The organism is Pseudomonas sp. HLG18 (assembly GCF_051903985.1).
Taxonomy (GTDB): Bacteria; Pseudomonadota; Gammaproteobacteria; order Pseudomonadales; family Pseudomonadaceae; genus Aquipseudomonas; species Aquipseudomonas fluorescens_BT.
In genome coordinates this window covers 4,709,592-4,733,517 of sequence record NZ_CP195831.1, presented here as the reverse complement: position 1 = coordinate 4,733,517, position 23,926 = coordinate 4,709,592, and the positions used below count along the sequence as shown (strand labels likewise).

The window sequence follows — 23,926 nt, the reverse complement described above, 5'->3', positions numbered from 1 at the left end:
ATGAGCGAGTCGCTGACCGCGTTCGAACTGTTGTGGCAGATCGACCAGCGCTGTCGCCTGCTGGCGGCGGACCTGCCGTCGCAACCGGCGCGCCAGGATCGCTGGAGCGGCATTGGCTTTCGCCTCGGCGAGCACTGGTACGTCGCGCCGATGGGCGAGGTCAGCGAAGTGCTGCCCGAGCCGCGTTTCACCCAATTGCCGGGGGTAAAACCCTGGGTCAAGGGCGTGGCCAATCTGCGCGGGCGGTTGTTGCCGATCATGGACCTGTGCGGATTTTTCGGCCATGAACTGTCACCCATGCGCAAGCAGCGGCGGGTATTGGTAGTGGAGCATCAGGACGTTTTTGCCGGTGTGCTGGTCGATGAGGTCTTCGGTCTGCAGCACTTCGAGCAGGACAGCTTCGAACCCGTGTCGATCCGTAAACGGCAAGGCTCCAAGGGCGAGTTCGTCAAAGGGTATTTCCGGCGCGAGCAGAACTGGCGAGTGTTCAGCCTGTTTGCACTGGCGCAGTCACCGAGTTTCATGCACGTCGCGGTTTAACAGGCGAGGACCGATGATCAAAGCAAAAACCAGCAAGCCCGCAGAAGGCTCGCGCAGCCGCTCGCAGATCATCGTGCTGTTCATCGCGCTGATCGTGTTCATCATGCTGCTGTTCGCCAACTTCGCTTACCTCAACACCCAGGCCAATTACGACAAGCAGTACATCGGTCACGCCGGCGAGCTGCGGGTGCTGTCACAGCGGATCGCCAAGAACGCCACCGAGGCGGCGGCCGGAAAGGCTGCCGCGTTCAAGCTGCTCAGCGATGCGCGCAACGATTTCGCCCAGCGCTGGGGCTACCTGAAGAAAGGCGACCCTGCCACCGGCCTGCCGCCGGCGCCGTCCACCGTGCGCCCGGAAATGCGCGCCGTGCAGCTGGACTGGGAACGCCTGCTGAAAAACACGGATGCCATCCTGTCCAGCGAACAGACCGTGCTGTCCCTGCATCAGGTCGCCGCGACCCTGGCCGAAACCGTGCCGCAGTTGCAGATCGAATACGAAAAAGTCGTCGAGATCCTGCTGCAGCGCGGCGCTCCGGCGGCGCAGGTCGCCATGGCCCAGCGGCAGTCGCTGCTGGCCGAGCGGATCCTCGGCGCGGTCAACACCGTGCTTTCCGGCGACGAAAACTCGCAACAGGCGGCCGATGCCTTCGGTCGTGATGCCGCGCGTTTCGGTCAGGTGCTCAACGGCATGCTGCAAGGCAACCCGACGCTGAAAGTCAGCCAGGTCGAAGACCGCGACGCCCGTGCGCGTTTGAGCGAGATTTCCGAGCTGTTCCAGTTCGTCTCGGGTTCGGTGGATGAAATCCTCGAAACCTCGCCGGAATTGTTCAAGGTCCGCGAGTCCGCCACCAACATCTTCACCCTGTCGCAGACCCTGCTCGACGAAGCCTCGCACCTGGCCAGCGGTTTCGAGAACCTCGCCGGGGGGCGCAGCACCGACACCATCGGCGGCTACGTGCTGGGCCTGCTGGCGCTGGCATCGATCATCCTGATCGGCATGGTCATGGTCCGGGAAACCAACCGTCAGTTGCGCGAGACCGCCGAGAAGAATGAACGCAACCAGAACGCGATCATGCGCCTGCTCGACGAAATCGAAGACCTCGCCGACGGCGACCTGACCGTGACGGCCTCGGTGACCGAAGACTTCACCGGGACCATCGCCGACTCGATCAACTATTCCGTCGACCAGTTGCGCGACCTGGTGGCGACCATCAACCTCACCGCCGGCCAGGTCGCCGCAGCGGTACAGGAAACCCAGGCCACCGCCATGCACCTGGCCCAGGCTTCGGAGCATCAGGCCCAGCAGATTTCCGAGGCCTCGACTGCGATCAACGACATGGCCCAGTCCATCGATCAGGTGTCGGCCAACGCCGCCGAATCCTCGGCGGTGGCCGAGCGCTCGGTGGAGATCGCCAACAAGGGCAACGAGGTGGTGCACAACACCATCCATGGCATGGACAACATTCGTGAACAGATCCAGGACACCGCCAAACGCATCAAACGCCTGGGCGAGTCGTCCCAGGAAATCGGCGACATCGTCAGCCTGATCGACGATATTGCCGACCAGACCAACATCCTCGCCCTCAACGCGGCCATTCAGGCCTCGATGGCCGGTGACGCCGGGCGCGGTTTCGCGGTGGTTGCCGACGAAGTACAGCGGCTCGCAGAACGTTCGTCCGCCGCGACCCGGCAGATCGAGACGCTGGTGCGGGCGATCCAGACCGACACCAACGAAGCCGTGATCTCCATGGAGCAGACCACCACCGAAGTGGTGCGCGGCGCGCGGCTGGCGCAGGATGCCGGAGTGGCCCTGGAAGAAATCGAAGGCGTGTCCAAGACCCTCGCAGCGCTGATCCAGAGCATTTCCAACGCGGCGCAGCAGCAGACGTCTTCGGCCGGGCAGATTTCCCTGACGATGAACGTGATCCAGCAGATCACCTCGCAGACCTCGTCCGGCTCCACGGCCACCGCTGAAAGCATCGGCAACCTGGCGAAAATGGCCAGCCAGTTGCGGCGTTCGGTGTCCGGGTTCACCTTGCCGGCGGCGCCAGCGCCCGCCACGGACAAGGCGTGAGGCCTGCGGGCGAGTTCATGTCGAGCGGAGTGGTTATGAGTGACCGGCACGACTACGTGGCCCTCGAATGGGTCAAGGGTGAAATTGCCGAAACGCTGAGGCAGGCGCATCAGGCCATCGAAGCCGTGCTCGACGATCCGCAGTCGGTGCCCGGCCTCGATGAGTGCCTGACATGCATCCATCAGGTGCACGGAAGTCTGCAGATGGTCGAGTTTTACGGCGCGGCACTGCTCGCCGAAGAAATGGAGCATCTGGTCGAAGCCTTGCTGAACGACCGCGTCAGTCACCGTGACGAAGCCTTGCACCTGCTGTTGCAGGCCTTTGGTCAATTGCCGACTTACCTTGATCGCGTACAAGGCGCCCGCCGTGATTTGCCGCTGGTGGTGTTGCCGCTGATCAACGATCTGCGCAGCGCCCGGGGCGAAAGCCTGTTGTCGGAGACCAGCCTGTTCAGCCCGCAATTGCCCGAACTGCCGCCCTTGAGCCCGCAAGCGCTGGCCCTGCTGGAACCGGCGGATCTGCCCAATATGCTGCGCAAGTTGCGGCAAATGTTGCAGATGGCGCTGGTGGGCTTGCTCCGCGAACAGGACGACCAGACGCACCTCGGTTACCTGAGCAAAGTCTTCACCCGCCTCGAAGCCCTGAGCGGCGATGCACCCTTGAGTCCGTTGTGGCAAGTCGCCTCGGCGCTGGTCGAGGGCATGCGTGAAGGCCGGATCGCCAACAGCCCGGCCCTGCGCAGCCTGTTCAAGGACGCCGACAAGGAGCTCAAGCGCCTGCTCGAACAAGGCATGGCCGGCCTCAACCAGCCACCGCCACCCGAGCTGTTCAAAAGCCTGCTGTTCTACATTGCCAAAGCCGAACATCCCACCGGGCAGATGCTGACCATGAAAGATCGCTACTCCCTGGACGACGCGTTGCCCGACAGCGCGATGGTCGACGAAGAACGCGCGCGCCTGGCCGGCCCCGACCGCGATGCCATGCGCTCGGTGCTCGCGGCGCTGTGCGAAGAGCTGGTGCGGGTCAAGGAACGCCTTGATCTGTTCGTGCGCAGCGACCGCCAGCACACCTCGGATCTGGACAGCCTGCTGGCGCCGCTGCGGCAGATCGCCGACACCCTGGCGGTGCTTGGTTTCGGCCAGCCGCGCAAGGTCATCATCGATCAACTGGCGGTGGTGCTCAGCCTCGTTCAGGGCCAGCGCGAACCGAATGACGCCACGCTGATGGACGTCGCCGGCGCCTTGCTTTACGTCGAAGCGACCCTGGCCGGGATGGTCGGCACGGTGGAACCGGAGAGCCCGGAAGACTCGCGGCTGCCAACCACCGACCTGACGCAGATCCATCAAATCGTGATCAAGGAAGCACGCATCTGCCTGCAACAGGCCAAGGACATGATCGTCGACTACATCGACGCCGACTGGGATCGCCAGCAACTGCAACCATTGCCGGCGCTGCTGACCCAGGTGCGAGGTGCGCTGGCAATGATTCCGCTGACGCGTGCGGCGAGCCTGCTGGAAGCCTGCAACGGTTTTATCCGCGAGCATCTGCTGCTCGACCCGCACGAGCCGGGCTGGCAGCAACTGGACAACCTCGCGGATGTCATCACCAGTATCGAGTATTACCTCGAACGTCTGACCGATGACCCACAGGCACCGAGCGAGCAACTGCTGGATGTCGCGCAGAAAAGCCTGGCCAGCCTCGGCTACTTTCCTGACGAACCGCCCAGCGAACAGCATGTGCCGCTGCTCGACGACGTTCTCAGCCCCGGCGAAGCGCTGGTGATGCAGGACCTGCAAGCGCTGGATGACCCGCAAATCGCCCAGTCGCTGGCCGATGTGCTGGCCAGCCCGGTGTCGGCGGTCAACCCGCCCGCGCTGACCACACCCGGCAGTCTGCTGCCGCCACCGGCCGATGAAGAACCGGTGGACGATGAGTTGCGTGAAGTGTTCCTCGAAGAGACCGAGGAAGTGCTCGATGTATTGCGCGACTACCTGCCGCGCTGGACCGCCGATCCGCAGGACAGCGCAGCCCTGAGTGAACTGCGCCGGGCCTTTCACACCTTGAAAGGCAGCGGGCGAATGGTCCGTGCACTGGTTCTCGGCGAACTGGCCTGGGCCGTGGAAAACCTGCTCAACCGCGTGCTGGAGCACAGCATTGAACCTGGGCCGGCGGTGCAGCAATTGCTGGCCGATACGTTGCTGTTGCTGCCGGACCTGATTGCCGAATTCGCCATCAACCACCAGCGCCAGCGTCAGGATGTCGATCAACTGGCGGCTCGCGCTCACGCATTGGCCAAGGGTGATACACCGCTACCGGCCGAAGACGTGGAAGACGTCGCGGCGCTCGATCCGCTGTTGCTGGAAATTTTCCGCAACGAAGCCGAAACCCACCTCGCCAGCCTCAATCGTTTCCTCGATCAGGCCGCCGAGCATGTGCCGTTGCAGGCCAGCGACGAGTTGCAGCGAGCGTTGCATACCCTCAAGGGCAGTGCGTCGATGGCCGGCGTATTACCGATTGCCGAACTGGCGGCGCCGCTGGACAAACTGGCCCGGGAGTTCAAGGCCCATCAACTGGCGCTGGACCTGGACGAAGTGGAACTGCTGCTGGAGGCCGAAGGCCTGTTCCGCGTCGGTCTGCGCCAGCTCAAGCACGATCCGCTGGCGCCGATTGTCGGTGCGCAGTCGCTGATCAAACGCACCGAAACCCTGCTGAGTGAGCGGCTGGAATCCATCCTCAACACGCCGAGCAGCAGCTTGCGGGTCAAGCGTGATCCACAGTTGATCAACAACTTCCTGGCCCAGGGCATGGACATCCTGCTCGACGCCGAAAACCTCCTGCAGCGCTGGCAGCAGCACCCCGGAGAGCGCCAGGAACTCAGCGCGTTGCTGGATGAACTGACGACCCTCGGCGAGGGCGCGCACCTGGCAGACCTGCTGCCGGTGGATGTGTTGTGCGAAGCCTTGCTCGATTTGTATGGCGCGGTGGAAGAAAGCAGCCTGGCGGTCAGCGAACGGTTTTTCCATGAGGCGCAGCAGGCCCACGAAGCGTTGATCAACATGCTCGACGAACTGGCCGCCGGCCAGGAAATCACCCCGCAACCGCAGCGCATCCGTGCACTTCACGAACTGCTCGACGAAGGCCTCGACCCATCGGCCATGGGCCTGATTCGCAGCGATGGCAGTCGTACCCTGAGCATTTCAGAGCTGGGCAGCGCCACCGCCGAACTGCAAAAAAGCACCACCGGGATCGCCCCGGATGAGGAGATCGTCGAGATCTTCCTCGAAGAGGCGGTGGACATTCTCGACAGCGCCGGACAAGCCTTGCAGCGCTGGTTGAACGACCCGGAAAACGCTGCGCCGCTGTCGTCGCTGCAACGGGATCTGCACACCCTCAAGGGGGGGGCACGAATGGCCGAGGTCGAGGCCGTTGGCGACCTGGCCCAGGAGCTGGAGAACCTTTACGAAGGCCTGGTGGATCGCCGCTACAACCACAGCGACGCCTTGGGTCGACTGTTGCTGCAATGCCATGACCGCCTGGCGTTGTTCCTCGACGAGCTGCTTGACCCTCAGCCACTGAAACCGGCGCAGGACCTGATCGACGCGATCCGCCAGTTCCGTCAGGGCCAGGCCGGCAGCCCCGCAACACCGCCCGCCGCCAGCCATGACGGCGCCGGACACGATCCGGAGCTGCTGGAGATCTTCCTCGAAGAAGGTTTCGACATCATCGAAAACTCCGGTGCCGCGTTGCTGCGCTGGCAGGCCGAACCCGGCAACCGCCAGGAAGTGGAAACCCTGCTGCGCGACCTGCACACCCTCAAGGGCGGCGCGCGGATGGTGGAGATCGGCCCGATCGGCGACCTCGCCCATGAGTTGGAATACCTTTACGAAAGCCTGTCCTCCGGCACCCTGCAGGGCAGCGCCGAACTGTTTGCCCTGTTGCAGCGCGGCCATGACCGGTTGGCGCAGATGCTCGATGCGGTGCGCGCCGGCCAGCCGTGCCCGCCAGCGGATCGGCTGATCAGTGCGATCCAGAATTTCAGCCATCCGGTGACGGTGGAAGCACCTGCGCCGATGCTGCCGGCACCGGTGAAGGCCGAGCCCGCCGCGCCCGCTGCCGAGGCCGGCGCGGACATGGTCAAGGTCTCCGCCGAACTGCTCGATGACCTGGTCAACCTCGCGGGCGAAACGTCGATTTTCCGTGGCCGTATCGAGCAGCAGGTCAGCGATGCACAGACCGCCCTGAACGAGATGGAAACCACCATCGAGCGTATGCGCGATCAGTTGCGCCGGCTCGATACCGAAACCCAGGGGCGGATTCTCAGCCGTCAGCAAGTGGATGCCGAACGCCTCGGTTACGAAGATTTCGACCCGCTGGAAATGGACCGTCACTCGCAGTTGCAGCAACTGTCACGGGCGCTGTTCGAGTCCGCTTCCGACTTGCTGGACCTGAAGGAAACCCTCGACCGACGCACCCACGACGCCGAGAACCTGTTGCAGCAGCAGGGCCGAATCAACACCGAGTTGCAGGAAGGCCTGATGCGCACGCGCATGGTGCCGTTCGAACGCATGTTGCCGCGGTTGAAACGCATCGTCCGGCAGGTCGCCGAAGAGCTGGGCAAGGACGTGGCGTTCACCGTCGGCAACGCCGAAGGCGAGATGGATCGCAATGTCCTCGAACGCATGGCCGCGCCGCTGGAACACATGCTGCGTAATGCCGTCGACCATGGCCTGGAACCGGCCGACGTGCGACTGGCAGCGGGCAAACCCGCCCAGGGCCAGATCAGCCTCGACCTGTCCCGCGAGGGCAGCGACATCGTTTTCGACATCCGCGATGACGGCGCTGGCGTGCCGCTGGATGCCGTTCGACGCAAGGCGATCAAGCGCGGCCTGCTGGCGCCGAACGCGGAAATCAGCGACCGCGAAGTGTTGCAGTTCATCCTTCAGCCGGGCTTCTCCACCGCCGAGAAAATCACCCAGATTTCCGGGCGTGGCGTGGGCATGGACGTGGTTCACGAAGAAGTGCGGCAACTGGGCGGTACCATGAGCATCGACTCGGTGCCGGGGCAGGGCGTGCATTTCCGGATTCGCCTGCCGTTCACCGTATCGGTCAACCGTGCGCTGATGGTGCAGTGCGGTGAGGATCAATACGCGATTCCGCTGAACACCATCGACGGCATCGTCCGCGTGCTGCCGAACGAACTGGACGGGCATTTCCGTCACGATCCGCCGCGCTATGAGTACGGTGGCCAGCGATATGAACTGTGTTATCTGGGCGAGCTGCTGAAAACCGCGCCGCGCCCGAAACTCATTGGCCAGAGCCTGCCGCTGCCGGTGCTGCTGGTGCAGTGCAACGACCGGCACATTGCGGTGCAGGTCGATGCCATGGCCGGCACCCGGGAGATCGTGGTCAAAAGCCTCGGCCCGCAGTTCGCATCGGTGCAGGGCGTGTCCGGGGCGACGATCCTCGGCGATGGCAGGGTGGTGCTGATCCTCGATCTGCTGGCGCCGATCCGCGCCATGCAGGCGCGATTGCCGCAGCGTCCGGTCAGTCACGAGATCGACAGTGAGCCGCAAAAGCCGCTGCTGGTGATGGTGGTCGACGATTCGGTCACCGTGCGCAAGGTCACCAGCCGTCTGCTCGAACGCCACGGCATGAACGTGCTGACCGCCAAGGACGGGGTCGATGCGATGCTGCTGCTGGAAGAACACATGCCGGACCTGATGCTGCTCGACATCGAAATGCCGCGCATGGACGGCTTTGAAGTGGCGACCCAGGTGCGCCACGACGAGCGCCTGCGACACTTGCCGATCATCATGATCACCTCGCGTACCGGGCAGAAACACCGCGACCGGGCGATGGCCATCGGCGTCAACGACTACCTCGGCAAGCCGTACCAGGAATCGGTGCTGCTCGAAAGCATTGCCCTGTGGAGCAAAAAACATGCATGAGCGGCGCCACAATCAACGCAGCAGTCAGCTCACCGGGCTGTTGTTGCCGCTGGCCGATCGCAACCTGATCCTGCCCAACGTCGCCGTCGCCGAGCTGATCGACTACCAGTCCAGCGCCTTCGACCTCGATACCCCGCCGTGGTATCTGGGCCGGGTGACCTGGCGCGAGCGGCAGATCCCGCTGCTGAGTTTCGAGTCGGCGTGCGGCAACAAGATCGTCATCGGCGAACGGGCACGGATCGTCATCCTCAACGCTCTGGGTGGATTGCCCACGCTGCGCTTCATCGCCTTGCTGGTGCAGGGTATTCCGCGCTCGTACAAGCTCGACAGCCAGTTGAGCTATGTCGACGTGCCGCTGTGTGCGCTGGAGCAGGCGGCGGTGCAGGTCGGGGAACAGGTGGCGAAGGTGCCGGATTTGTTGGCACTGGAGAAGTTGTTGGTGGATGCGGGGCTTGTCCACTGATCCAGAGTCTGCAGTGTTCGGGTTGGCCCCATCGCGAGCAGGCTCGCTCCCACATTTGAAATGCGTTTCCCTTGTGGGAGCGAGCCTGCTCGCGATAGCGATTCCAACCATTACGCTGAGCGTAATGATTCACCACCGCGCTTGATTGATGCCCCCACCCGACACTCCTAAGGTAGCTCCACGACAGCGAACCCCGTGGAGTGAGCATGACAACAACAATTTCCCCCGACTCGCGCTGGACGCGGCGGCGCGACGAGAAGCAGCGGCGCCTCGACAAGGTGCGCGGGTTGGCCGACGGTGCGGTGTTGCCCACCGACAAAATAGTCGCGGCACTGGAAGCGCTGATTCTGCCCGGCGACCGTGTGGTGCTGGAGGGCAATAACCAGAAGCAGGCGGATTTCCTTTCCCGTGCGCTGGCCAAGGCCGATCCTGAAAAACTCCACGACCTGCACATGATCATGCCCAGCGTCGGTCGCTCCGAGCATCTGGACCTGTTCGAACGCGGCATCGCCCGCAAGCTCGATTTCTCCTTCGCCGGCACCCAGAGCCTGCGCATCAGCCAGTTGCTCGAAGACGGACTGCTGGAAATCGGCGCGATCCACACCTACATCGAACTCTATGCCCGGCTGGTGGTGGACCTGATCCCCAACGTCGTGCTCTCGGCCGGGTTCATGGCTGACCGGGCCGGCAACATCTACACCGGCCCGAGCACCGAAGACACCCCGGCGCTGATCGAACCGGCGGCGTTCAGCGACGGCATCGTCATCGTCCAGGTCAATCAGCTGGTGGACGACGTCAGCGAACTGCCCCGGGTGGATATTCCCGCATCGTGGGTCGATTTCGTGGTGGTGGCGGACAAGCCGTTCTACATCGAGCCGCTGTTCACTCGCGACCCTCGCCACATCAAACCTGTACACGTGCTGATGGCGATGATGGCAATCCGCGGGATCTACGAAAAACACAACGTGCAGTCGCTGAACCACGGCATCGGTTTCAACACCGCCGCCATCGAACTGATCCTGCCGACCTACGGCGAATCACTCGGCCTCAAAGGCAAGATCTGCCGCAACTGGACGCTCAATCCGCACCCGACCCTGATCCCGGCGATTGAAAGCGGCTGGGTCGAAAGCGTGCATTGCTTCGGCACCGAACTGGGCATGGAAAACTACATCGCCGCCCGGCCCGATGTGTTCTTCACCGGCCGTGACGGCTCGCTGCGTTCCAACCGGATGTTCTGCCAACTGGCCGGGCAATACGCGGTGGACCTGTTCATCGGCGCGACCCTGCAAGTCGATGGCGATGGCCATTCCTCAACCGTAACCCGAGGCCGCCTCGCCGGTTTCGGTGGGGCACCGAACATGGGCCACGACCCGCGCGGCCGTCGTCACGGCACGCCAGCCTGGCTCGATATGCGCCATGACGATTCGCAGCAACCGATGCTCGAACGCGGCAAGAAACTTGTGGTGCAGATGGTCGAGACCTTCCAGGAGGGCGGCAAACCGACCTTCGTCGAAACCCTCGACGCGGTGGAGGTGGCGAAGAAAAGCGGCATGCCGCTGGCGCCGATCATGATCTACGGCGACGACGTCACCCACCTGCTCACCGAAGAAGGCATCGCCTACCTGTACAAGGCGCGCTCGCTGGAAGAGCGCCAGGCGATGATCGCCGCAGTCGCCGGCGTCACTGCCATCGGCCTGCGCCACAACCCGAAAGACACCGAACGCATGCGCCGCGAAGGCCTGATCGCCTTGCCCGAAGACCTCGGCATCCGCCGCACCGACGCCACTCGCGAACTGCTCGCGGCGAAGAGCGTGGCCGATCTGGTCGAGTGGTCCGGCGGCCTCTACAACCCGCCCGCCAAGTTCAGGAGCTGGTAATGCACGCACTCAACCTGCAACCGAAAACCATCACCCTCGCGGAACGGCTGGCGGATCTGGCCGTGGACGCGCTGATCGACGAAGCCGATCTGTCGCCGAAACCGGCGCTGGTCGACCGTCGCGGCAACGGTGCGCACACCGATCTGCACCTGGGATTGATGCACGCCTCGGCGCTGGCGTTGTGGCCGGCGTTCAAGGAAATGGCCGAGGCCGCTCTCGAGTTCGGCGAGATCGGCTTGCCGTTGCGCGAAGCCATTGGCCGTATCGGACGGGAGGGCGAGCAAGCGATGCTCGCCACCACCCACGGTGTGAACACCCATCGCGGGGCGATCTGGGCGTTGGGCCTGCTGGTCACGGCTGCTGCGCTGGAGACGAAGTCCACCAGCGCCGGCGCCGTCACTCTGCGCGCTGCGCGTCTGGCATTGTTCGACGATCGGTATGCGCCGCGTCCGCTGAGCCATGGCGCTCAAGTCGCCCAGCGCTACGGCGCTCGCGGTGCCCGGGAAGAAGCGCAGCTCGGCTTCCCGTCCGTGGTGCAGCGTGGCCTGCCGCAGCTTAAACGCAGCCGCGCCGCCGGCCATGGCGAACAGAACGCCCGGCTCGATGGCTTGCTGGCGATCATGACCGACCTCGCCGACACCTGCGTGCTGTACCGCGCCGGTGAACAGGGTTTGCATACCATGCAACGCGGCGCCCAGGCAGTGCTCGACGCCGGGGGCAGCGCCAGCCTCACCGGTCGCCGCCGCCTGCACGAACTGGATCAACAACTCATCGCATTGAATGCCTCGCCCGGTGGCGCCGCCGACTTGCTCGCCGCCACGCTGCTGCTCGACCGGGTCGAGCGCGACGGCATCCTTCAGGGAGCGTTTTGATGGAAACCTTATCCTTTGAATTCCCCGCCGGGCAGCCGCCACGCGGTCGGGCGCTGGTCGGTTGTGTCGGCTCGGGCGATCTGGAAGTGCTTATCGAACCGGGCCTGGCCGGCAAGCTGACGATCAACGTCCAGACTTCGGTCAACGGCGCGCAGCTGCGCTGGCAGCATCTGTTTGCGCGGATGTTCGACGGCACCACGCCACCGGCGATGGCCATCGATATCCACGACTTCGGCGCGACCCCGGGCGTGGTGCGCCTGCGCCTGGAACAAGGCTTCGAGGAGATCGGCCATGACTGACACCTCGGCACTTCTGCACAAACACAGCTTCGTCGAACTCGGCGCGCGGCAGCGGGCGAAAGCCTTGCTCGACGCCGGCACCTTGCGCGAATTGCTCGACCCGTTTCAACGCGTCATGTCGCCGTGGCTCGAACGTCAGGGCGTGGTGCCCCAGGCCGATGACGGTGTGGTGATCGCCAAGGGCAGCCTCGACGGTTTGCCGGTGGTGATCGCTGCCATCGAAGGCGCGTTTCAGGGCGGCAGCCTCGGTGAAGTCGGTGGCGCAAAAATCGCCGGCGCGCTGGAACTGGCCGCCGAAGACAACCGCAAAGGCATCCCGACCTGCGCCATCCTGCTGCTGGAAACCGGTGGCGTGCGCTTGCAGGAAGCCAACCTCGGGCTGGCGGCGATAGCCGACATTCACGCGGCGATTGTCGATCTGCAGCAATACCAACCGGTGGTCGGCGTGGTGGCCGGCAGCGTCGGTTGTTTCGGCGGGATGTCGATTGCCGCCGCCCTGTGCAGCTACTTACTGGTGACCCAGGAAGCACGCCTCGGCCTGAACGGCCCGCAGGTGATCGAGCAGGAAGCCGGGATCGAGGAATACGACTCCCGCGACCGGCCCTTCATCTGGAGCCTGACCGGCGGCGAGCAACGTTTCGTCAGTGGCCTGGTGGATCGTTATGTCGCCGATGACGTGGCGCAGATTCGCCAGCAGGTCAGTGAATTGCTGCAACAGGGTCTGCCGTCACAACCGCGCAGCCAGCGGGCCGAGTGGTTTCTGCATCGCCTGGCGAGCCTGGACACTGACAAGCAAATCGAGCCTTCGGTGGTTCGCGATCTGTATCAAGGAGAGCGCTCATGAGTGGTTATTCCGTGCGCGGTTTGAACTGGTTCAACGCCTTGAGCGCTGGCGCGACTGCCGTTGAGGGTTTGCCGCCATCGTTGAAGGTCGCCGACGGCCCACTTGGGCGCTTTATTGCGGTGGTCGCCGATCCGCAAAACCGTTTCCCACGCGCTCGCAACGGCGAAGTCGGTTTGCTCGAAGGCTGGGGGCTGGCCAAGGCGGTGGATGACGCGATCACCGCCGACCGTGACAAAACGCAAAAACGTCCCTTGATCGCCATCGTCGATGTGCCGAGCCAGGCCTATGGTCGCCGCGAAGAAGCCCTCGGCATTCACCAGGCCCTGGCCGGAGCGGCGGATGCTTATGCCCGCGCGCGTCTGGCCGGGCATCCGGTGATTGCGTTGCTGGTGGGCAAGGCCATGTCCGGGGCGTTTCTCGCTCACGGTTATCAGGCCAACCGCTTGATCGCCCTGCGTGATCCGGGGGTGATGGTGCACGCGATGGGCAAGGCGTCGGCAGCGCGGGTGACCTTGCGCAGCGTCGAAGAACTGGAAGCCCTGGCGTCCAGCGTGCCGCCGATGGCCTATGACATCGACAGCTACGCCAGCCTCGGCTTGCTCTGGGAAACCCTGTCGGTGCAGCAGATCGAACAGCCGACGGCGGAGGATCTGGCGCGAGTCGGCGAATGCCTGAAGCAAGCCATCGGTGATGTTGGCACGACGGATTTGAGCAATCGTCTCGGCGCGAAAAATCGCGAAGCCTCCAGTCGTGTACGTGAACTGCTGAGGGCGCAGTGGTGAACACGCCTCTGGCCCACGACCTGCTGTGGGGCATGACGCCGGCACAGTTGCCAGCGGATGCGCCGCCGTGGGCGATTGATTCGCTGGCTGCCGGGCAACCGGTGGTGGTGCGGCGGGCGTTGAGTGAAGACGGATTCGTGGCGGTGGGCGTGCGCGGAGTGTTGCGCGAGCAGCGGTTGGCGGCGTTCATGGCGATCGACTCGATTGCCTGTCGGGTCAGTCCTGAAGCGCTTTGTGATGTTGAGAGCGAGCGCGATCTGCCGGTCATGCAGGCGCTGCGGCAGCTGCGGCCGGTGCTCGATGATTGCGGTTGGATCTGGGGCGTCAGTGGCAGTGTCGGGTTTGAACTGGCGAGTGGTTTTGCAGCCATGCACCAGGCCAGTGATCTCGATCTGATCCTGCGTACACCGCAACTCATCACCCGCAATCAGGCACGCAAACTGGTCGCGGTTTTCGATCAGGCGATCTGCCGGGTCGACCTGCAATTGCAGACACCGTTCGGCGCGGTGGCCCTGCGCGAGTGGGCCGGGAATGCTTCGCGGGTGCTGCTGAAAAACGCCCATGAAGCCTGTCTGGTCAGCGACCCATGGAACCCGCAGGAGCAGGCAGCGTGAGCAGCCTGCTGGTGTTTCCCGGCCAGGGCGCGCAGCAGCCCGGCATGCTCCAGCGTTTGCCTCGGGAAACGCTGATCGAGGCCAGCGATAGCCTCGGTGAAGATGTCTTGCGGCTGGATTCCAGCGAAGCCTTGCGCAGCACTCGGGCGGTTCAGCTCTGTCTGCTGATCGCCGGAGTCGCAGCCTCGCGGCAATTGTTACAGGACGGCCTCACCGCAGATTACGTCGCCGGCCTGTCCATCGGTGCGTATCCGGCAGCGGTGGTCGCCGGGGCGTTGAGCTTCAGCGATGCGTTGCATCTGGTCAGCCTGCGCGGCGAGTTGATGCAGCAGGCTTATCCACAGGGCTTCGGCATGACCGCGATCATCGGCCTGCAATTATCTACAGTCGAAGATTTGCTGGCTCAGGTGCACGGTGCAGATTCGCCGGTTTATCTGGCCAATATCAACGCCGATAACCAGGTGGTGATTGCCGGCAGCGACAAGGCGATGCAAGCGGTCGCCGAGCTGGCGCGCAGTCGTGGCGCCGGTCTGGCAAAGCGTCTGGCGGTCAGCGTGCCGTCGCACTGCCCGTTGCTGGATGAGCCTGCGCAAACTCTCGCCGAGGCGTTCGCCAAAGTGGCACTGAAAACACCGAAAATCGCTTACCTGAGCGGCAGTCGCGCAAGGCCTGTGACCCAGGTAGAAGCGCTGCGCGACGATCTCGCCTTCAACATGTGCCGCGTGGTGGACTGGCGCGGCACCGTGCAAAGCGCTTACGAGCGCGGCGTACGTCTACAGATCGAACTGCCGCCCGGTGCGGTGCTGACCGGGCTGGCGCGCCGGGTGTTCGAACAGGGGACCGTCACTGCCTTCGACAGTGCCCGGCTCGACACCTTGCAGGCGCTGTTGCGTGAAGAGGAGGGCCGACGACCCTAAATCACCGACTCAGGCTTCGAACAACAAAAACAATTCGACGATGCACTTTGAGGACTACAACAATGATTATTTACGGTGTGGCGCTGCTGGCGATCTGTACGCTGGCAGGGGTGATCATGGGTGACCTGCTCGGCGTGCTGCTGGGCGTCAAATCCAACGTCGGCGGGGTCGGCATCGCCATGATCCTGTTGATCTGCGCGCGGTTGTGGATGCAGAAACGCGGCGGCATGACCAAGGATTGCGAGATGGGCGTCGGCTTCTGGGGCGCCATGTACATTCCGGTGGTGGTGGCGATGGCCGCGCAGCAGAACGTCGTCACCGCCCTGCACGGCGGCCCGGTGGCGGTGTTGGCGGCGATTGGTTCGGTGGTGGTCTGTGGCTGCACGATTGCCCTGATCAGCCGCACCCACAAGGGCGAGCCCTTGCCCGACGAGCCGGCGGAAATTTCCCCGGTCGGCACACCGGTAGGAGGTCGCTGACATGTGGGATCTCATTGAAAAAGGTCTGGAGCACAATGGTCTGATCACCGCCTTCGCCTTCGTCGGCGTGATCATGTGGGTTTCGGTGATCCTCTCCAAACGCCTGACGTTCGGGCGGATTCACGGCTCGGCGATTGCCATTGTCATCGGCCTGGTGCTGGCCTGGGTCGGCGGGACGATGACGGGCGGGCAGAAGGGCCTGGCGGACCTGACGCTGTTCTCCGGCATCGGCCTGATGGGCGGCGCGATGCTGCGGGATTTCGCCATCGTTGCCACCGCGTTTGAAGTGCAGGCGACCGAGGCGAAGAAGGCCGGGATGATCGGGGTGATTGCGCTGCTGCTGGGCACGATCCTGCCGTTCATTGTCGGCGCGTGCATGGCTTACGCGTTCGGTTATCGCGATGCGGTGAGCATGACCACCATCGGCGCGGGGGCGGTGACTTACATCGTCGGGCCGGTGACCGGTGCGGCGATTGGCGCGACCTCGGATGTGATGGCGCTGTCGATTGCCACCGGGCTGATCAAGGCGATTCTGGTGATGGTCGGCACCCCGGTGGCGGCGCGCTGGATGGGTCTGGATAACCCGCGCTCGGCGATGGTGTTTGGCGGGCTGGCCGGGACGGTGAGTGGTGTGACGGCGGGGCTGGCGGCGACGGATCGGCGGTTGGTGCCTTATGGGGCGTTGACCGCGACCTTCCACACTGGGCTTGGCTGCCTGCTTGGGCCTTCGCTGCTGTTCTTCATTGTTCGCGGGATTGTGGGCTGAACGTCAAAAGCGCCCTCATCGGAACGCCGCCCGCCTAACCCTCTCCCGGAGGGAGAGGGGACTGACCGAGTTGCTTATGCGCTATACATCGACCTGAAATTCCTGAGTCGAACTCAGATTTTGAAAGATCCCCGATCTGCTCCCTTTCCCCTCGCCCCCTTGGGGGAGAGGGCTGGGCGGGCGGCGTTCCGATGAGGGGGTAAGCCCTTGATCTTGATCTGCTCTTGATCAAACCCCAGCCTGGCGATTCGCATACATCCGACATTCCGCCAGCAACGCCAGCAAATTCGGATCCCGCTCCTTGGCCTTCAAAAACACCACCCCGATGTGCTGCTGCAACCGGTACTTCTCCTGCAACGGAATCAGCTTCACCCGGTTCTCGTACACCGCCGCAATCCTCCCCGGCAGCAACGCATAACCGACTCCGGAGCTGACCATGCTCAGCAGAGTGAAGATGTCGTTGACCTGCATCGCCACCTTCGGCTCGAACCCTGCCTGTCTGAACACCCGGATGCCGTCCTGATGGGTGGCGAAGCCTTGGGTGAGGGTAATGAAGGTTTCGTCGCGCACCTCGGCCAGATCCACTTCGCTGCGTTGGGCGAAGCGCGAATCGGCCGGGGTGGCGAGGAAGATGTCGTCGGAAAACAGCGGGATCTGCTCGCAGTCCGGGTCGTTGACGGTATCGTCCAGTGACACCAGGATCGCGTCGACTTCCATGTTCTTCAGCTTGTAGAGCAGGTCGATGTTCGAGCCGAGGATCAGGTCGATGTTGAGTTCACTGCGGCGGATCTTCAGGCCCATGATCAGCTGCGGCACGGTCTTCACCGTGAGCGAATACAGCGAGCCGAGCTTGAAGCGCTCGGCGGAGAATCCGGCGGCTTCGCGGGTCAGGCGCACGCTTTCGACCACGTCCTGAATCAGCTTCTGCGCTCGCTCTTCGAGCACATAAGCGCTTTCCAGCGGCGTCAGGTTGCGCCCTTCGTGCTTGAACAGCGGGCAGCGCAGGGCACTTTCCAGCGAATGGATCGCACGGTGCACGCTGACGTTGCTGGTCTGCAACTCGGCGGCGGCGCGGGCGAGGTTGCCGGTGCGCATGAAGGCGAGGAACACCTCGAGTTTCTTCAGGGTCAATTCTTCGTCGATCAGCATGGCGCGGACTCTTCTTGGTATCGCTCGATTGTGCCCAAATATCAGGACAGGTGCAGGCCCGCGTTGAACGGAAACATTGCGCTTTTACGCTCAAGGCCCGAGCCTTGCGCGCTGCGGTAATGAAATCGAGGTGTGTGACACATGTATCACGGAGAAAAACTGAACGCCTGGACGCATCTGGTCGGGGCGGTAGCGGCGTTTGTCGGGGGCGTGTGGATGCTGGTGATTGCCAGCCTCGACGGCAGCCCGTGGAAGATCGTCAGTGTGGCGATTTACGCCTTCACTTTGCTGGTGCTCTACAGCGCATCCACCGTGTACCACAGCGTGCGCGGGCGTAAAAAGGCGATCATGAAGAAGGTCGATCACTTTTCGATCTACCTGCTGATCGCCGGCAGTTACACGCCGTTCTGCCTGGTGACCCTGCGTGGGCCGTGGGGCTGGACGCTGTTCGGGATTGTCTGGGGCCTGGCGCTGATCGGCATCCTGCAAGAGATCAAGCCGCGCTCGGAGGCGCGGATCCTGTCGATCGTGATCTACGCGGTGATGGGCTGGATCGTGCTGGTGGCGGTCAAGCCGCTGATCGCCGCGCTGGGGACGGCGGGGTTTGCCTGGCTGGCGTCGGGCGGCGTGCTGTACACCGTGGGGATCATCTTTTTTGCCCTTGATCACCGGTTGCGGCATGCCCACGGGATCTGGCATCTGTTTGTGATCGCCGGGAGCCTGCTGCACTTTGTGGCGATTCTGTTTTACGTCCTTTAAATGCCCATCAGGCGGCCGAGTTGTTCGCCGGCGCGCTGACTGAAAATCTCCAGCAAATCATTCAGCGTATGGGGTGATGGTTCGGTGGCGCGGGTCACGGCGTACAGCGTGATCGGCAAGGGCGGCGCCAACGGGCGGATTACGGTGCTGGTCGGCGAAGCCCCCAGCGCGGTGAACGGATCGATCACCGCCACCCCGGCGCCGGACTCCACCATCGCACGCGCCAGCGAATACGTCTGTACCGCAATCCGCACCCGGGGTGGCGGCTCGACCGCCTCCAGATAACTGTCGAGCCGCGCGGCCAGCGGATCGGCGCTGGACAGCCCGATCAGCGGCGCCCCGGCCAGTGCCATCAGTGGCAACGGCTGGCCGGCATCTTCCTCCGGCCAATAACCCTTCGGCGCCAGCGCCACCAGAACCCCCGAGGCCAGCGCTTCGGCCTTCAGCCCCGGATGGTCCGGCAACTGCAACGTCAGGGCCACATCCACTTCGCGCATCAGCAGGTTCTGCATCAGCTCGCGGCTGTGGGCGCTCGACAGTTCGCAGGCGATGTCCGGGAATTGCGCCGTCCATTGCCGGATCGCCGGCGGCAGCAACGACAGCGCCAGCGCCGGAGTCGCGCCGATCCGCAGGCTGTGGCCGGGCTCGCGGCGCAGGCTCTGGGCCAGACGCCGCACGCCTTGCAGGCTTTCCGTGACCTTGTCGACTTCGCGCTCCAGCTCCAGCGCTTCGGGGGTTGCCTGCAACTTGCCGCGCACCCGCAAAAACAGAGGGAAACCCAGCTGCTGCTCGGCGTGCTGCAACACCTTGGTCACCGCCGGTTGCGAGACGTGCAGCAACTGCGCAGCGGCGCTGATCGAGCCGGTCTGGCGAATGGCCTGGAAAATCTCGATATGACGAAGGCGCATGACGATCCCATAACCTTTGTTTATAGGTTTGGCATCTTTATTCATTGTTCGGCGCCTGTCACCTCACCCTAACCTCGGCCTCGTCTTCAAGAACGATTAAGGACGGACATGGCTCAGCGTGTGTGCATCATCGGCGGCGGCGTGATCGGGTTGGCAACGGCCTGGGCGCTGGTGCGCGACGGCTTCGAGGTGACGGTGGTCGAGGCGCGGCAGTCGCCGGGCAGCGAAACCAGTTTCGCCAACGGCGGCCAGTTGTCCTATCGTTACGTTGCGCCGCTGGCCGACGCCGGCGTGCCGTTGCAGGCAATCGGCTGGATGCTGCGCGGCGACTCACCGCTGAAACTTCGCCCGCGCCTGGACCCGGCCCAGTGGCGCTGGATGGCCTCGTTTCTCGCTGCGTGCCGCACTTCGGTCAACCGTGAAAACGCCGCGCATCTGTTGCGTCTGGCGCTGTTCAGCCAGCGCACGCTGAAACGCTGGCGCGAGGACGACGGACTCGCCGGCTTCAACTGGCGGCGCAACGGCAAACTGGTGACCTTTCGCAACGCCGCCAGCTTCGACCATGCGCGCAAGGGGCTCGCCGATCCGCAGCAACAGCAGGTGTTGTCCGCCGCCGAATGTGCGCAACTGGAACCGGCACTGACCGATGCGCCGTTTGTGGGCGCGATCTACACGCCGGATGAAGAAGTCGGCGACTGTCACGGTTTCTGCCAACAGCTGGCGGCGCAATTGAAGGCGTCGGGCCGCTGCGCGTTTCGTTTCGGTCAGGCAGTGACCGCTATTCGCCACAGTCACGGCGCCGTCACGGCCATTGAACTTGGCGAAGAAACCCTGCCGGTCGAACAACTGGTAATGGCCGCCGGCCATCGCAGCCCGTTGCTGGCGCTGCCCGGCCTGCGCCTGCCACTGTATCCCCTGAAGGGCTACAGCCTGACCGTACCGATCGGCAGCGAGCATCGAGCGCCGGACGTGAGTATCACCGACTACGACCGCAAGATCGTCTACGCCCGTATCGGCGAACAACTGCGGGTGGCGGCGATGGTCGACATCGTCGGTTTTGACCCGGCGGTGGACCCCGAGCGGCTGGCGCTGATCAAGCGTCAGGCCCGCGACACCTTTCCCGACGCCGGCGACTACGACGCGGCCGTGGAGTGGGCCGGCATGCGCCCGGCCACCCCCACCGGCGTTCCGCTGCTGGGCGCCACGGCGTATCGCAATCTGTGGCTCAACCTCGGCCACGGCGCGCTCGGTTTCACCCTGGCCTGCGGCAGCGGGCAGTTGCTCAGCGAACTGATCGGCCAGCAGCGCACATCCATTGATCTGCACGGGTTCAATCCCAGTGCGGCGTGACGGTTTCTGCTAAAACACCCCACCCACAACGGAGAATAACAATGCAAAAAATCACGTTGCTCGGCTGCACTCTGGCGCTGGTTTTCGGTGCTCAGGCCCAGGCCAATGAAGTGCCGCTGACCGGTACGCTCGGCAAGATCGCCAGCGCCAACAGCATCACCCTGGGGTATCGCGATGCGTCGGTGCCGTTCTCGTATGTGGGCGATCACACCGGGCAGCCGATGGGCTATTCAGTGGAGCTGGCGGACAAGATCGTCGAACGCATCAAGCAGCAATTGGCGCTGCCGGAGCTGAAGGTGAAGTACAACCTGGTGACCTCGCAGACGCGGATTCCGCTGGTGCAGAACGGCACGGTCGACCTCGAATGCGGCTCCACCGGGGTGACGGCCGAGCGGCAGAAGCAGGTCGCGTTCTCCTACGGTTTCATCTACGTCAAAGGTCAGCTGCTGACCGCCAAAGACAGCGGCATCAACCGCTTCGACGATCTGCGCGGCAAGAACGTGGTGACGACCGCCGGCACCACCAACGAGCGTTATCTGAAGAGCTACAACCTCGACCACAAACTGAACATGTTCGTGATCAGCGCCAAGGATCACGGCGAGGCGTTCCAGATGCTGCAATCAGGCCGTGCGGCAGCGTTCTACATGGACGATGCGCTGCTTTACGGCGAGCGGGCCAAAGCGCGCGATCCGCACAACTGGGTCGTGGTGGGGGAGGAGCAATCCCGGGAAATCTACAGCTGCATGGTGCGCAAGGATGATCCGCAGTTCCTCGCGCTGGTCAACGGTGTGCTGGCTGACCTGTACAGCTCGGGGGAGATCAACGGGATCTACCGCAAGTGGTTCGAACAGCCGATCCCGCCAAAGGGCCTGAACCTTGAGTTCCCGATGACCAGCGAACTCAAGGCAATCATCGCCAGACCGATCAGTGATCCGGTGCAGTGACAGGTTAGAAATCACCCCACAGTTGCTGAGCGACTGCCAGCGCCACAACCGGCGCAGTCTCGGTGCGCAGCACCCGCGGGCCGAGGCGGGCGGCGTGGTAGCCGTTGCTCCTGGCCTGCTCGACTTCGGCGTCGGACAAGCCGCCTTCAGGGCCGATCAAGAAGGCCAGGGTCGATGGTTTGGCGTGGCTGACCAAAGGTTCGGCCACCGGGTGCAGGACCAGTTTCAGTTCGGCTTCGGTCTGTTTCAGCCAGTCGGCCAGCAACACCGGTGGATGAATCACCGGCACCCGCGAGCGACCGCATTGCTCGCAAGCGCTGATCGCCACCTGACGCCAGTGCAGCAGGCGTTTGTCGGCGCGTTCGTCCTTGAGGCGGACTTCGCAGCGTTCGCTGAAGATCGGGGTGATTTCAGTCACGCCCAGTTCGGTGGCTTTCTGGATCGCCCAGTCCATCCGCTCGCCCCGGGACAGGCCCTGGCCGAGGTGGATGCGCAGCGGTGATTCGACTTGACCTGCGAACTGCTCGTCGATCTGCACCACCACGCGTTTCTTGCCGACTTCCACCAGGGAACCGCGAAACTCATGGCCGGAGCCGTCGAACAACTGCACCGCATCGCCCTCGGCCATGCGCAGCACGCGGCTGATGTAATGCGCCTGGGCTTCCGGCAGTTCGTGTTCGCCGGTGCTCAGCGGGGCGTCGATAAAGAAGCGGGACAGTCTCATTCGGAGTCTCTGGAAAGATGTGAATCAGTTAAAACGGTGTCGACTTCATTCGCGAGCAAGCCCGCTCCCACAGGGAAATGCATTCCAAATGTGGGAGCGGGCTTGCTCGCGAAAGCGGAAGTCCAGGCACCACAGATCTTGAATAATCTGGATCAGCCCGGATCGCGAAAACCCGGATGAAAATCCTTCGGCACTGCCACGCTGACGCTGTCGCGGGTGGCGATGTCGATGCCTTCGCTGGCGACTTCGGCGAGGAAGTCGATCTGCTCCGGGGTGATCACGTAGGGCGGCAGGAAATACACCACGCTGCCCAGCGGACGCAGCAACGCGCCACGCTCCAGGGCATGCTGGAACACTTTCAGGCCGCGACGTTCCTGCCACGGATAAGCCTCCTTCGTGGCCTTGTCCTTGACCATCTCGATCGCCAGCACCATGCCGGTCTGACGGACTTCCGAAACATTCGGATGATCCACCAGATGCGCCATCGCCGACGCCATGCGTTGAGCCAGCGCCCGGTTGTTTTCGATCACGTTGTCCTGCTCGAAAATATCCAGGGTCGCCAGGGCCGCTGCACAGGCCAATGGGTTGCCGGTGTAGCTGTGCGAGTGCAGGAAGGCGCGCAGGGTCGGGTAATCGTCGTAGAACGCGCTGTACACCTCGTCGGTGGTCAGGCACGCGGCCAATGGCAGATAGCCGCCGGTCAGGGCTTTCGACAGGCACAGGAAGTCCGGACGGATGCCGGCCTGTTCGCAGGCGAACATCGTCCCGGTGCGGCCGAAACCGACGGCGATTTCGTCGTGGATCAGGTGCACGCCGTAACGGTCGCAGGCTTCGCGCAACAGCTTGAGGTACACCGGGTGATACATGCGCATGCCACCCGCGCCCTGAATCAGCGGCTCGACGATCACCGCGGCGACGCTGTCATGATTTTCCGCCAGCGTCTGCTCCATGGCCGCGAACATATTGCGCGAATGCTCTTCCCAGCTCATGCCCTGCGGGCGCAGGTAGCAATCCGGGCTCGGCACCTTGATGGTGTCCATCAGCAGCGCTTTGTAGGTTTCGGTGAACAACGGCACATCACCGACCGCCATCGCCGCCATGGTTTCGCCGTGGTAGCTGTTGGTCAGGGTGACGAAGCGCTTCTTGTTCGGCTGGCCGCGGTTGAGCCAGTAGTGAAAGCTCATTTTCAGCGCGACTTCGATGCAGGACGAACCGTTATCGGCGTAGAACACCCGGTTCAAGCCTTCCGGCGTCATCTTCACCAGCCGCTCGGACAGTTCGATCACCGGCTGATGGCTGAAACCGGCCAGAATCACGTGTTCCAGCTGATCGACCTGATCCTTGATGCGCTGGTTGATGCGCGGGTTGGCGTGGCCGAACACGTTGACCCACCAGGAGCTGACCGCATCCAGATAACGCTTGCCTTCGAAGTCTTCCAGCCAGACGCCTTCACCGCGCTTGATCGGGATCAGCGGCAGCTGTTCGTGGTCTTTCATCTGGGTGCAGGGATGCCACAGCACCGCGAGATCGCGTTGCATCCACTGGTTGTTCAGGCCCATGTTCAGTCTCCTCGAGGCGGCTCGCGTCAGGCGCGGGCAAACAATCGCGCAAGCCTAT

General features: G+C 63.5%; 20 protein-coding genes. 16 read left to right on the top strand and 4 right to left on the bottom strand.

Annotated features, from left to right (window positions below):
* The 13 genes from ACSPX5_RS21775 to madM all read left to right on the top strand — a co-directional run bounded on the left by ACSPX5_RS21775 (position 1) and on the right by madM (position 16,475).
* Complete coding sequence (locus ACSPX5_RS21775; RefSeq protein ID WP_085731577.1) at positions 1-540, top strand: chemotaxis protein CheW; 540 nt, start codon at positions 1-3, stop codon at positions 538-540.
* A gap of 13 nt (positions 541-553) precedes the next feature.
* Positions 554-2,614 carry a methyl-accepting chemotaxis protein gene (locus ACSPX5_RS21770; protein ID WP_439820240.1) on the top strand — a complete coding sequence of 687 codons (2,061 nt, stop codon included), beginning with the start codon at positions 554-556 and terminating at the stop codon, positions 2,612-2,614.
* A gap of 35 nt (positions 2,615-2,649) precedes the next feature.
* On the top strand, positions 2,650-8,562 hold the full coding sequence (locus tag ACSPX5_RS21765) for an Hpt domain-containing protein (protein WP_439820239.1): 5,913 nt from the start codon (positions 2,650-2,652) through the stop codon (positions 8,560-8,562).
* Positions 8,555-9,025 carry a chemotaxis protein CheW gene (locus tag ACSPX5_RS21760; protein WP_085709087.1) on the top strand — a complete coding sequence of 157 codons (471 nt, stop codon included), beginning with the start codon at positions 8,555-8,557 and terminating at the stop codon, positions 9,023-9,025. The genes ACSPX5_RS21765 and ACSPX5_RS21760 overlap by 8 nt, the downstream gene beginning before the upstream one ends.
* A 206-nt stretch (positions 9,026-9,231) precedes the next feature.
* The gene (gene mdcA / locus ACSPX5_RS21755; protein WP_439820238.1) at positions 9,232-10,902 is read left to right on the top strand and encodes a malonate decarboxylase subunit alpha; all 1,671 of its coding nucleotides are present in this window, start codon (positions 9,232-9,234) and stop codon (positions 10,900-10,902) included.
* Positions 10,902-11,774: a triphosphoribosyl-dephospho-CoA synthase gene (locus ACSPX5_RS21750; protein ID WP_439820237.1), complete on the top strand. Its 873-nt coding sequence runs from the start codon at positions 10,902-10,904 to the stop codon at positions 11,772-11,774. The genes mdcA and ACSPX5_RS21750 overlap by 1 nt, the downstream gene beginning before the upstream one ends.
* The gene (locus ACSPX5_RS21745; protein ID WP_007913697.1) at positions 11,774-12,073 is read left to right on the top strand and encodes a malonate decarboxylase subunit delta; all 300 of its coding nucleotides are present in this window, start codon (positions 11,774-11,776) and stop codon (positions 12,071-12,073) included. Before ACSPX5_RS21750 ends, ACSPX5_RS21745 begins: the two co-directional genes overlap by 1 nt.
* Positions 12,066-12,917, top strand: coding sequence for a biotin-independent malonate decarboxylase subunit beta (locus tag ACSPX5_RS21740; protein ID WP_439820236.1), 852 nt, complete (start codon positions 12,066-12,068; stop codon positions 12,915-12,917). The genes ACSPX5_RS21745 and ACSPX5_RS21740 overlap by 8 nt, the downstream gene beginning before the upstream one ends.
* A complete protein-coding gene (mdcE, locus tag ACSPX5_RS21735; RefSeq protein ID WP_439820235.1) occupies positions 12,914-13,699 on the top strand; it encodes a biotin-independent malonate decarboxylase subunit gamma in 786 nt (261 codons plus the stop codon). The genes ACSPX5_RS21740 and mdcE overlap by 4 nt, the downstream gene beginning before the upstream one ends.
* Positions 13,693-14,313, top strand: coding sequence for a malonate decarboxylase holo-ACP synthase (locus ACSPX5_RS21730; RefSeq protein ID WP_169432285.1), 621 nt, complete (start codon positions 13,693-13,695; stop codon positions 14,311-14,313). Before mdcE ends, ACSPX5_RS21730 begins: the two co-directional genes overlap by 7 nt.
* A complete protein-coding gene (gene mdcH / locus ACSPX5_RS21725) occupies positions 14,310-15,230 on the top strand; it encodes a malonate decarboxylase subunit epsilon (protein WP_439820234.1) in 921 nt (306 codons plus the stop codon). Before ACSPX5_RS21730 ends, mdcH begins: the two co-directional genes overlap by 4 nt.
* A gap of 62 nt (positions 15,231-15,292) precedes the next feature.
* The gene (gene madL, locus ACSPX5_RS21720; protein ID WP_007953315.1) at positions 15,293-15,709 is read left to right on the top strand and encodes a malonate transporter subunit MadL; all 417 of its coding nucleotides are present in this window, start codon (positions 15,293-15,295) and stop codon (positions 15,707-15,709) included.
* A gap of 1 nt (position 15,710) precedes the next feature.
* A complete protein-coding gene (gene madM, locus ACSPX5_RS21715; protein WP_007953314.1) occupies positions 15,711-16,475 on the top strand; it encodes a malonate transporter subunit MadM in 765 nt (254 codons plus the stop codon).
* A 228-nt stretch (positions 16,476-16,703) separates the two neighbouring features.
* On the opposite strand, the gene ACSPX5_RS21710 is transcribed toward madM, so the two are convergent.
* Complete coding sequence (locus ACSPX5_RS21710; RefSeq protein WP_439820233.1) at positions 16,704-17,624, bottom strand: LysR family transcriptional regulator; 921 nt, start codon at positions 17,622-17,624, stop codon at positions 16,704-16,706.
* 141 nt (positions 17,625-17,765) lie between these two features.
* Between ACSPX5_RS21710 and trhA the strand changes: the two genes are divergently transcribed.
* Entirely contained in the window at positions 17,766-18,383 is a 618-nt protein-coding gene (gene trhA / locus ACSPX5_RS21705; protein ID WP_011336351.1) for a PAQR family membrane homeostasis protein TrhA, read from the top strand.
* On the opposite strand, the gene ACSPX5_RS21700 is transcribed toward trhA, so the two are convergent.
* Entirely contained in the window at positions 18,380-19,291 is a 912-nt protein-coding gene (locus ACSPX5_RS21700; protein WP_169432281.1) for a LysR family transcriptional regulator, read from the bottom strand. The genes trhA and ACSPX5_RS21700 overlap by 4 nt on opposite strands.
* 108 nt (positions 19,292-19,399) lie before the next feature.
* On the opposite strand from ACSPX5_RS21700, the gene ACSPX5_RS21695 reads away from it, so the two are divergent.
* Positions 19,400-20,641, top strand: coding sequence for a D-amino acid dehydrogenase (locus ACSPX5_RS21695; RefSeq protein ID WP_439820232.1), 1,242 nt, complete (start codon positions 19,400-19,402; stop codon positions 20,639-20,641).
* 41 nt (positions 20,642-20,682) lie between these two features.
* A complete protein-coding gene (locus ACSPX5_RS21690; protein WP_439820231.1) occupies positions 20,683-21,585 on the top strand; it encodes a transporter substrate-binding domain-containing protein in 903 nt (300 codons plus the stop codon).
* Positions 21,586-21,589: 4 nt separating this feature from the next.
* On the opposite strand, the gene ACSPX5_RS21685 is transcribed toward ACSPX5_RS21690, so the two are convergent.
* Together ACSPX5_RS21685 and ACSPX5_RS21680 are read right to left on the bottom strand one after the other, a co-directional pair.
* Positions 21,590-22,309: a 16S rRNA (uracil(1498)-N(3))-methyltransferase gene (locus tag ACSPX5_RS21685; RefSeq protein WP_439820230.1), complete on the bottom strand. Its 720-nt coding sequence runs from the start codon at positions 22,307-22,309 to the stop codon at positions 21,590-21,592.
* A 152-nt stretch (positions 22,310-22,461) separates the two neighbouring features.
* A complete protein-coding gene (locus tag ACSPX5_RS21680) occupies positions 22,462-23,868 on the bottom strand; it encodes an adenosylmethionine--8-amino-7-oxononanoate transaminase (protein WP_439820229.1) in 1,407 nt (468 codons plus the stop codon).
* Positions 23,869-23,926 lie beyond the last annotated feature (58 nt).

Coding starts and splice junctions, on each gene's coding strand:
- ACSPX5_RS21740 (WP_439820236.1), top strand. CDS start 12,066: ATGACTGACACCTCGGCACTTCTGCACAAACACAGCTTCGTCGAACTC.
- ACSPX5_RS21685 (WP_439820230.1), bottom strand. CDS start 22,309: ATGAGACTGTCCCGCTTCTTTATCGACGCCCCGCTGAGCACCGGCGAA.
- madM (WP_007953314.1), top strand. CDS start 15,711: ATGTGGGATCTCATTGAAAAAGGTCTGGAGCACAATGGTCTGATCACC.
- ACSPX5_RS21770 (WP_439820240.1), top strand. CDS start 554: ATGATCAAAGCAAAAACCAGCAAGCCCGCAGAAGGCTCGCGCAGCCGC.
- ACSPX5_RS21775 (WP_085731577.1), top strand. CDS start 1: ATGAGCGAGTCGCTGACCGCGTTCGAACTGTTGTGGCAGATCGACCAG.
- mdcA (WP_439820238.1), top strand. CDS start 9,232: ATGACAACAACAATTTCCCCCGACTCGCGCTGGACGCGGCGGCGCGAC.
- ACSPX5_RS21680 (WP_439820229.1), bottom strand. CDS start 23,868: ATGGGCCTGAACAACCAGTGGATGCAACGCGATCTCGCGGTGCTGTGG.
- ACSPX5_RS21700 (WP_169432281.1), bottom strand. CDS start 19,291: ATGCGCCTTCGTCATATCGAGATTTTCCAGGCCATTCGCCAGACCGGC.
- trhA (WP_011336351.1), top strand. CDS start 17,766: ATGTATCACGGAGAAAAACTGAACGCCTGGACGCATCTGGTCGGGGCG.
- ACSPX5_RS21745 (WP_007913697.1), top strand. CDS start 11,774: ATGGAAACCTTATCCTTTGAATTCCCCGCCGGGCAGCCGCCACGCGGT.
- ACSPX5_RS21710 (WP_439820233.1), bottom strand. CDS start 17,624: ATGCTGATCGACGAAGAATTGACCCTGAAGAAACTCGAGGTGTTCCTC.
- mdcE (WP_439820235.1), top strand. CDS start 12,914: ATGAGTGGTTATTCCGTGCGCGGTTTGAACTGGTTCAACGCCTTGAGC.
- ACSPX5_RS21750 (WP_439820237.1), top strand. CDS start 10,902: ATGCACGCACTCAACCTGCAACCGAAAACCATCACCCTCGCGGAACGG.
- madL (WP_007953315.1), top strand. CDS start 15,293: ATGATTATTTACGGTGTGGCGCTGCTGGCGATCTGTACGCTGGCAGGG.
- ACSPX5_RS21690 (WP_439820231.1), top strand. CDS start 20,683: ATGCAAAAAATCACGTTGCTCGGCTGCACTCTGGCGCTGGTTTTCGGT.
- ACSPX5_RS21760 (WP_085709087.1), top strand. CDS start 8,555: ATGCATGAGCGGCGCCACAATCAACGCAGCAGTCAGCTCACCGGGCTG.
- ACSPX5_RS21765 (WP_439820239.1), top strand. CDS start 2,650: ATGAGTGACCGGCACGACTACGTGGCCCTCGAATGGGTCAAGGGTGAA.
- ACSPX5_RS21695 (WP_439820232.1), top strand. CDS start 19,400: ATGGCTCAGCGTGTGTGCATCATCGGCGGCGGCGTGATCGGGTTGGCA.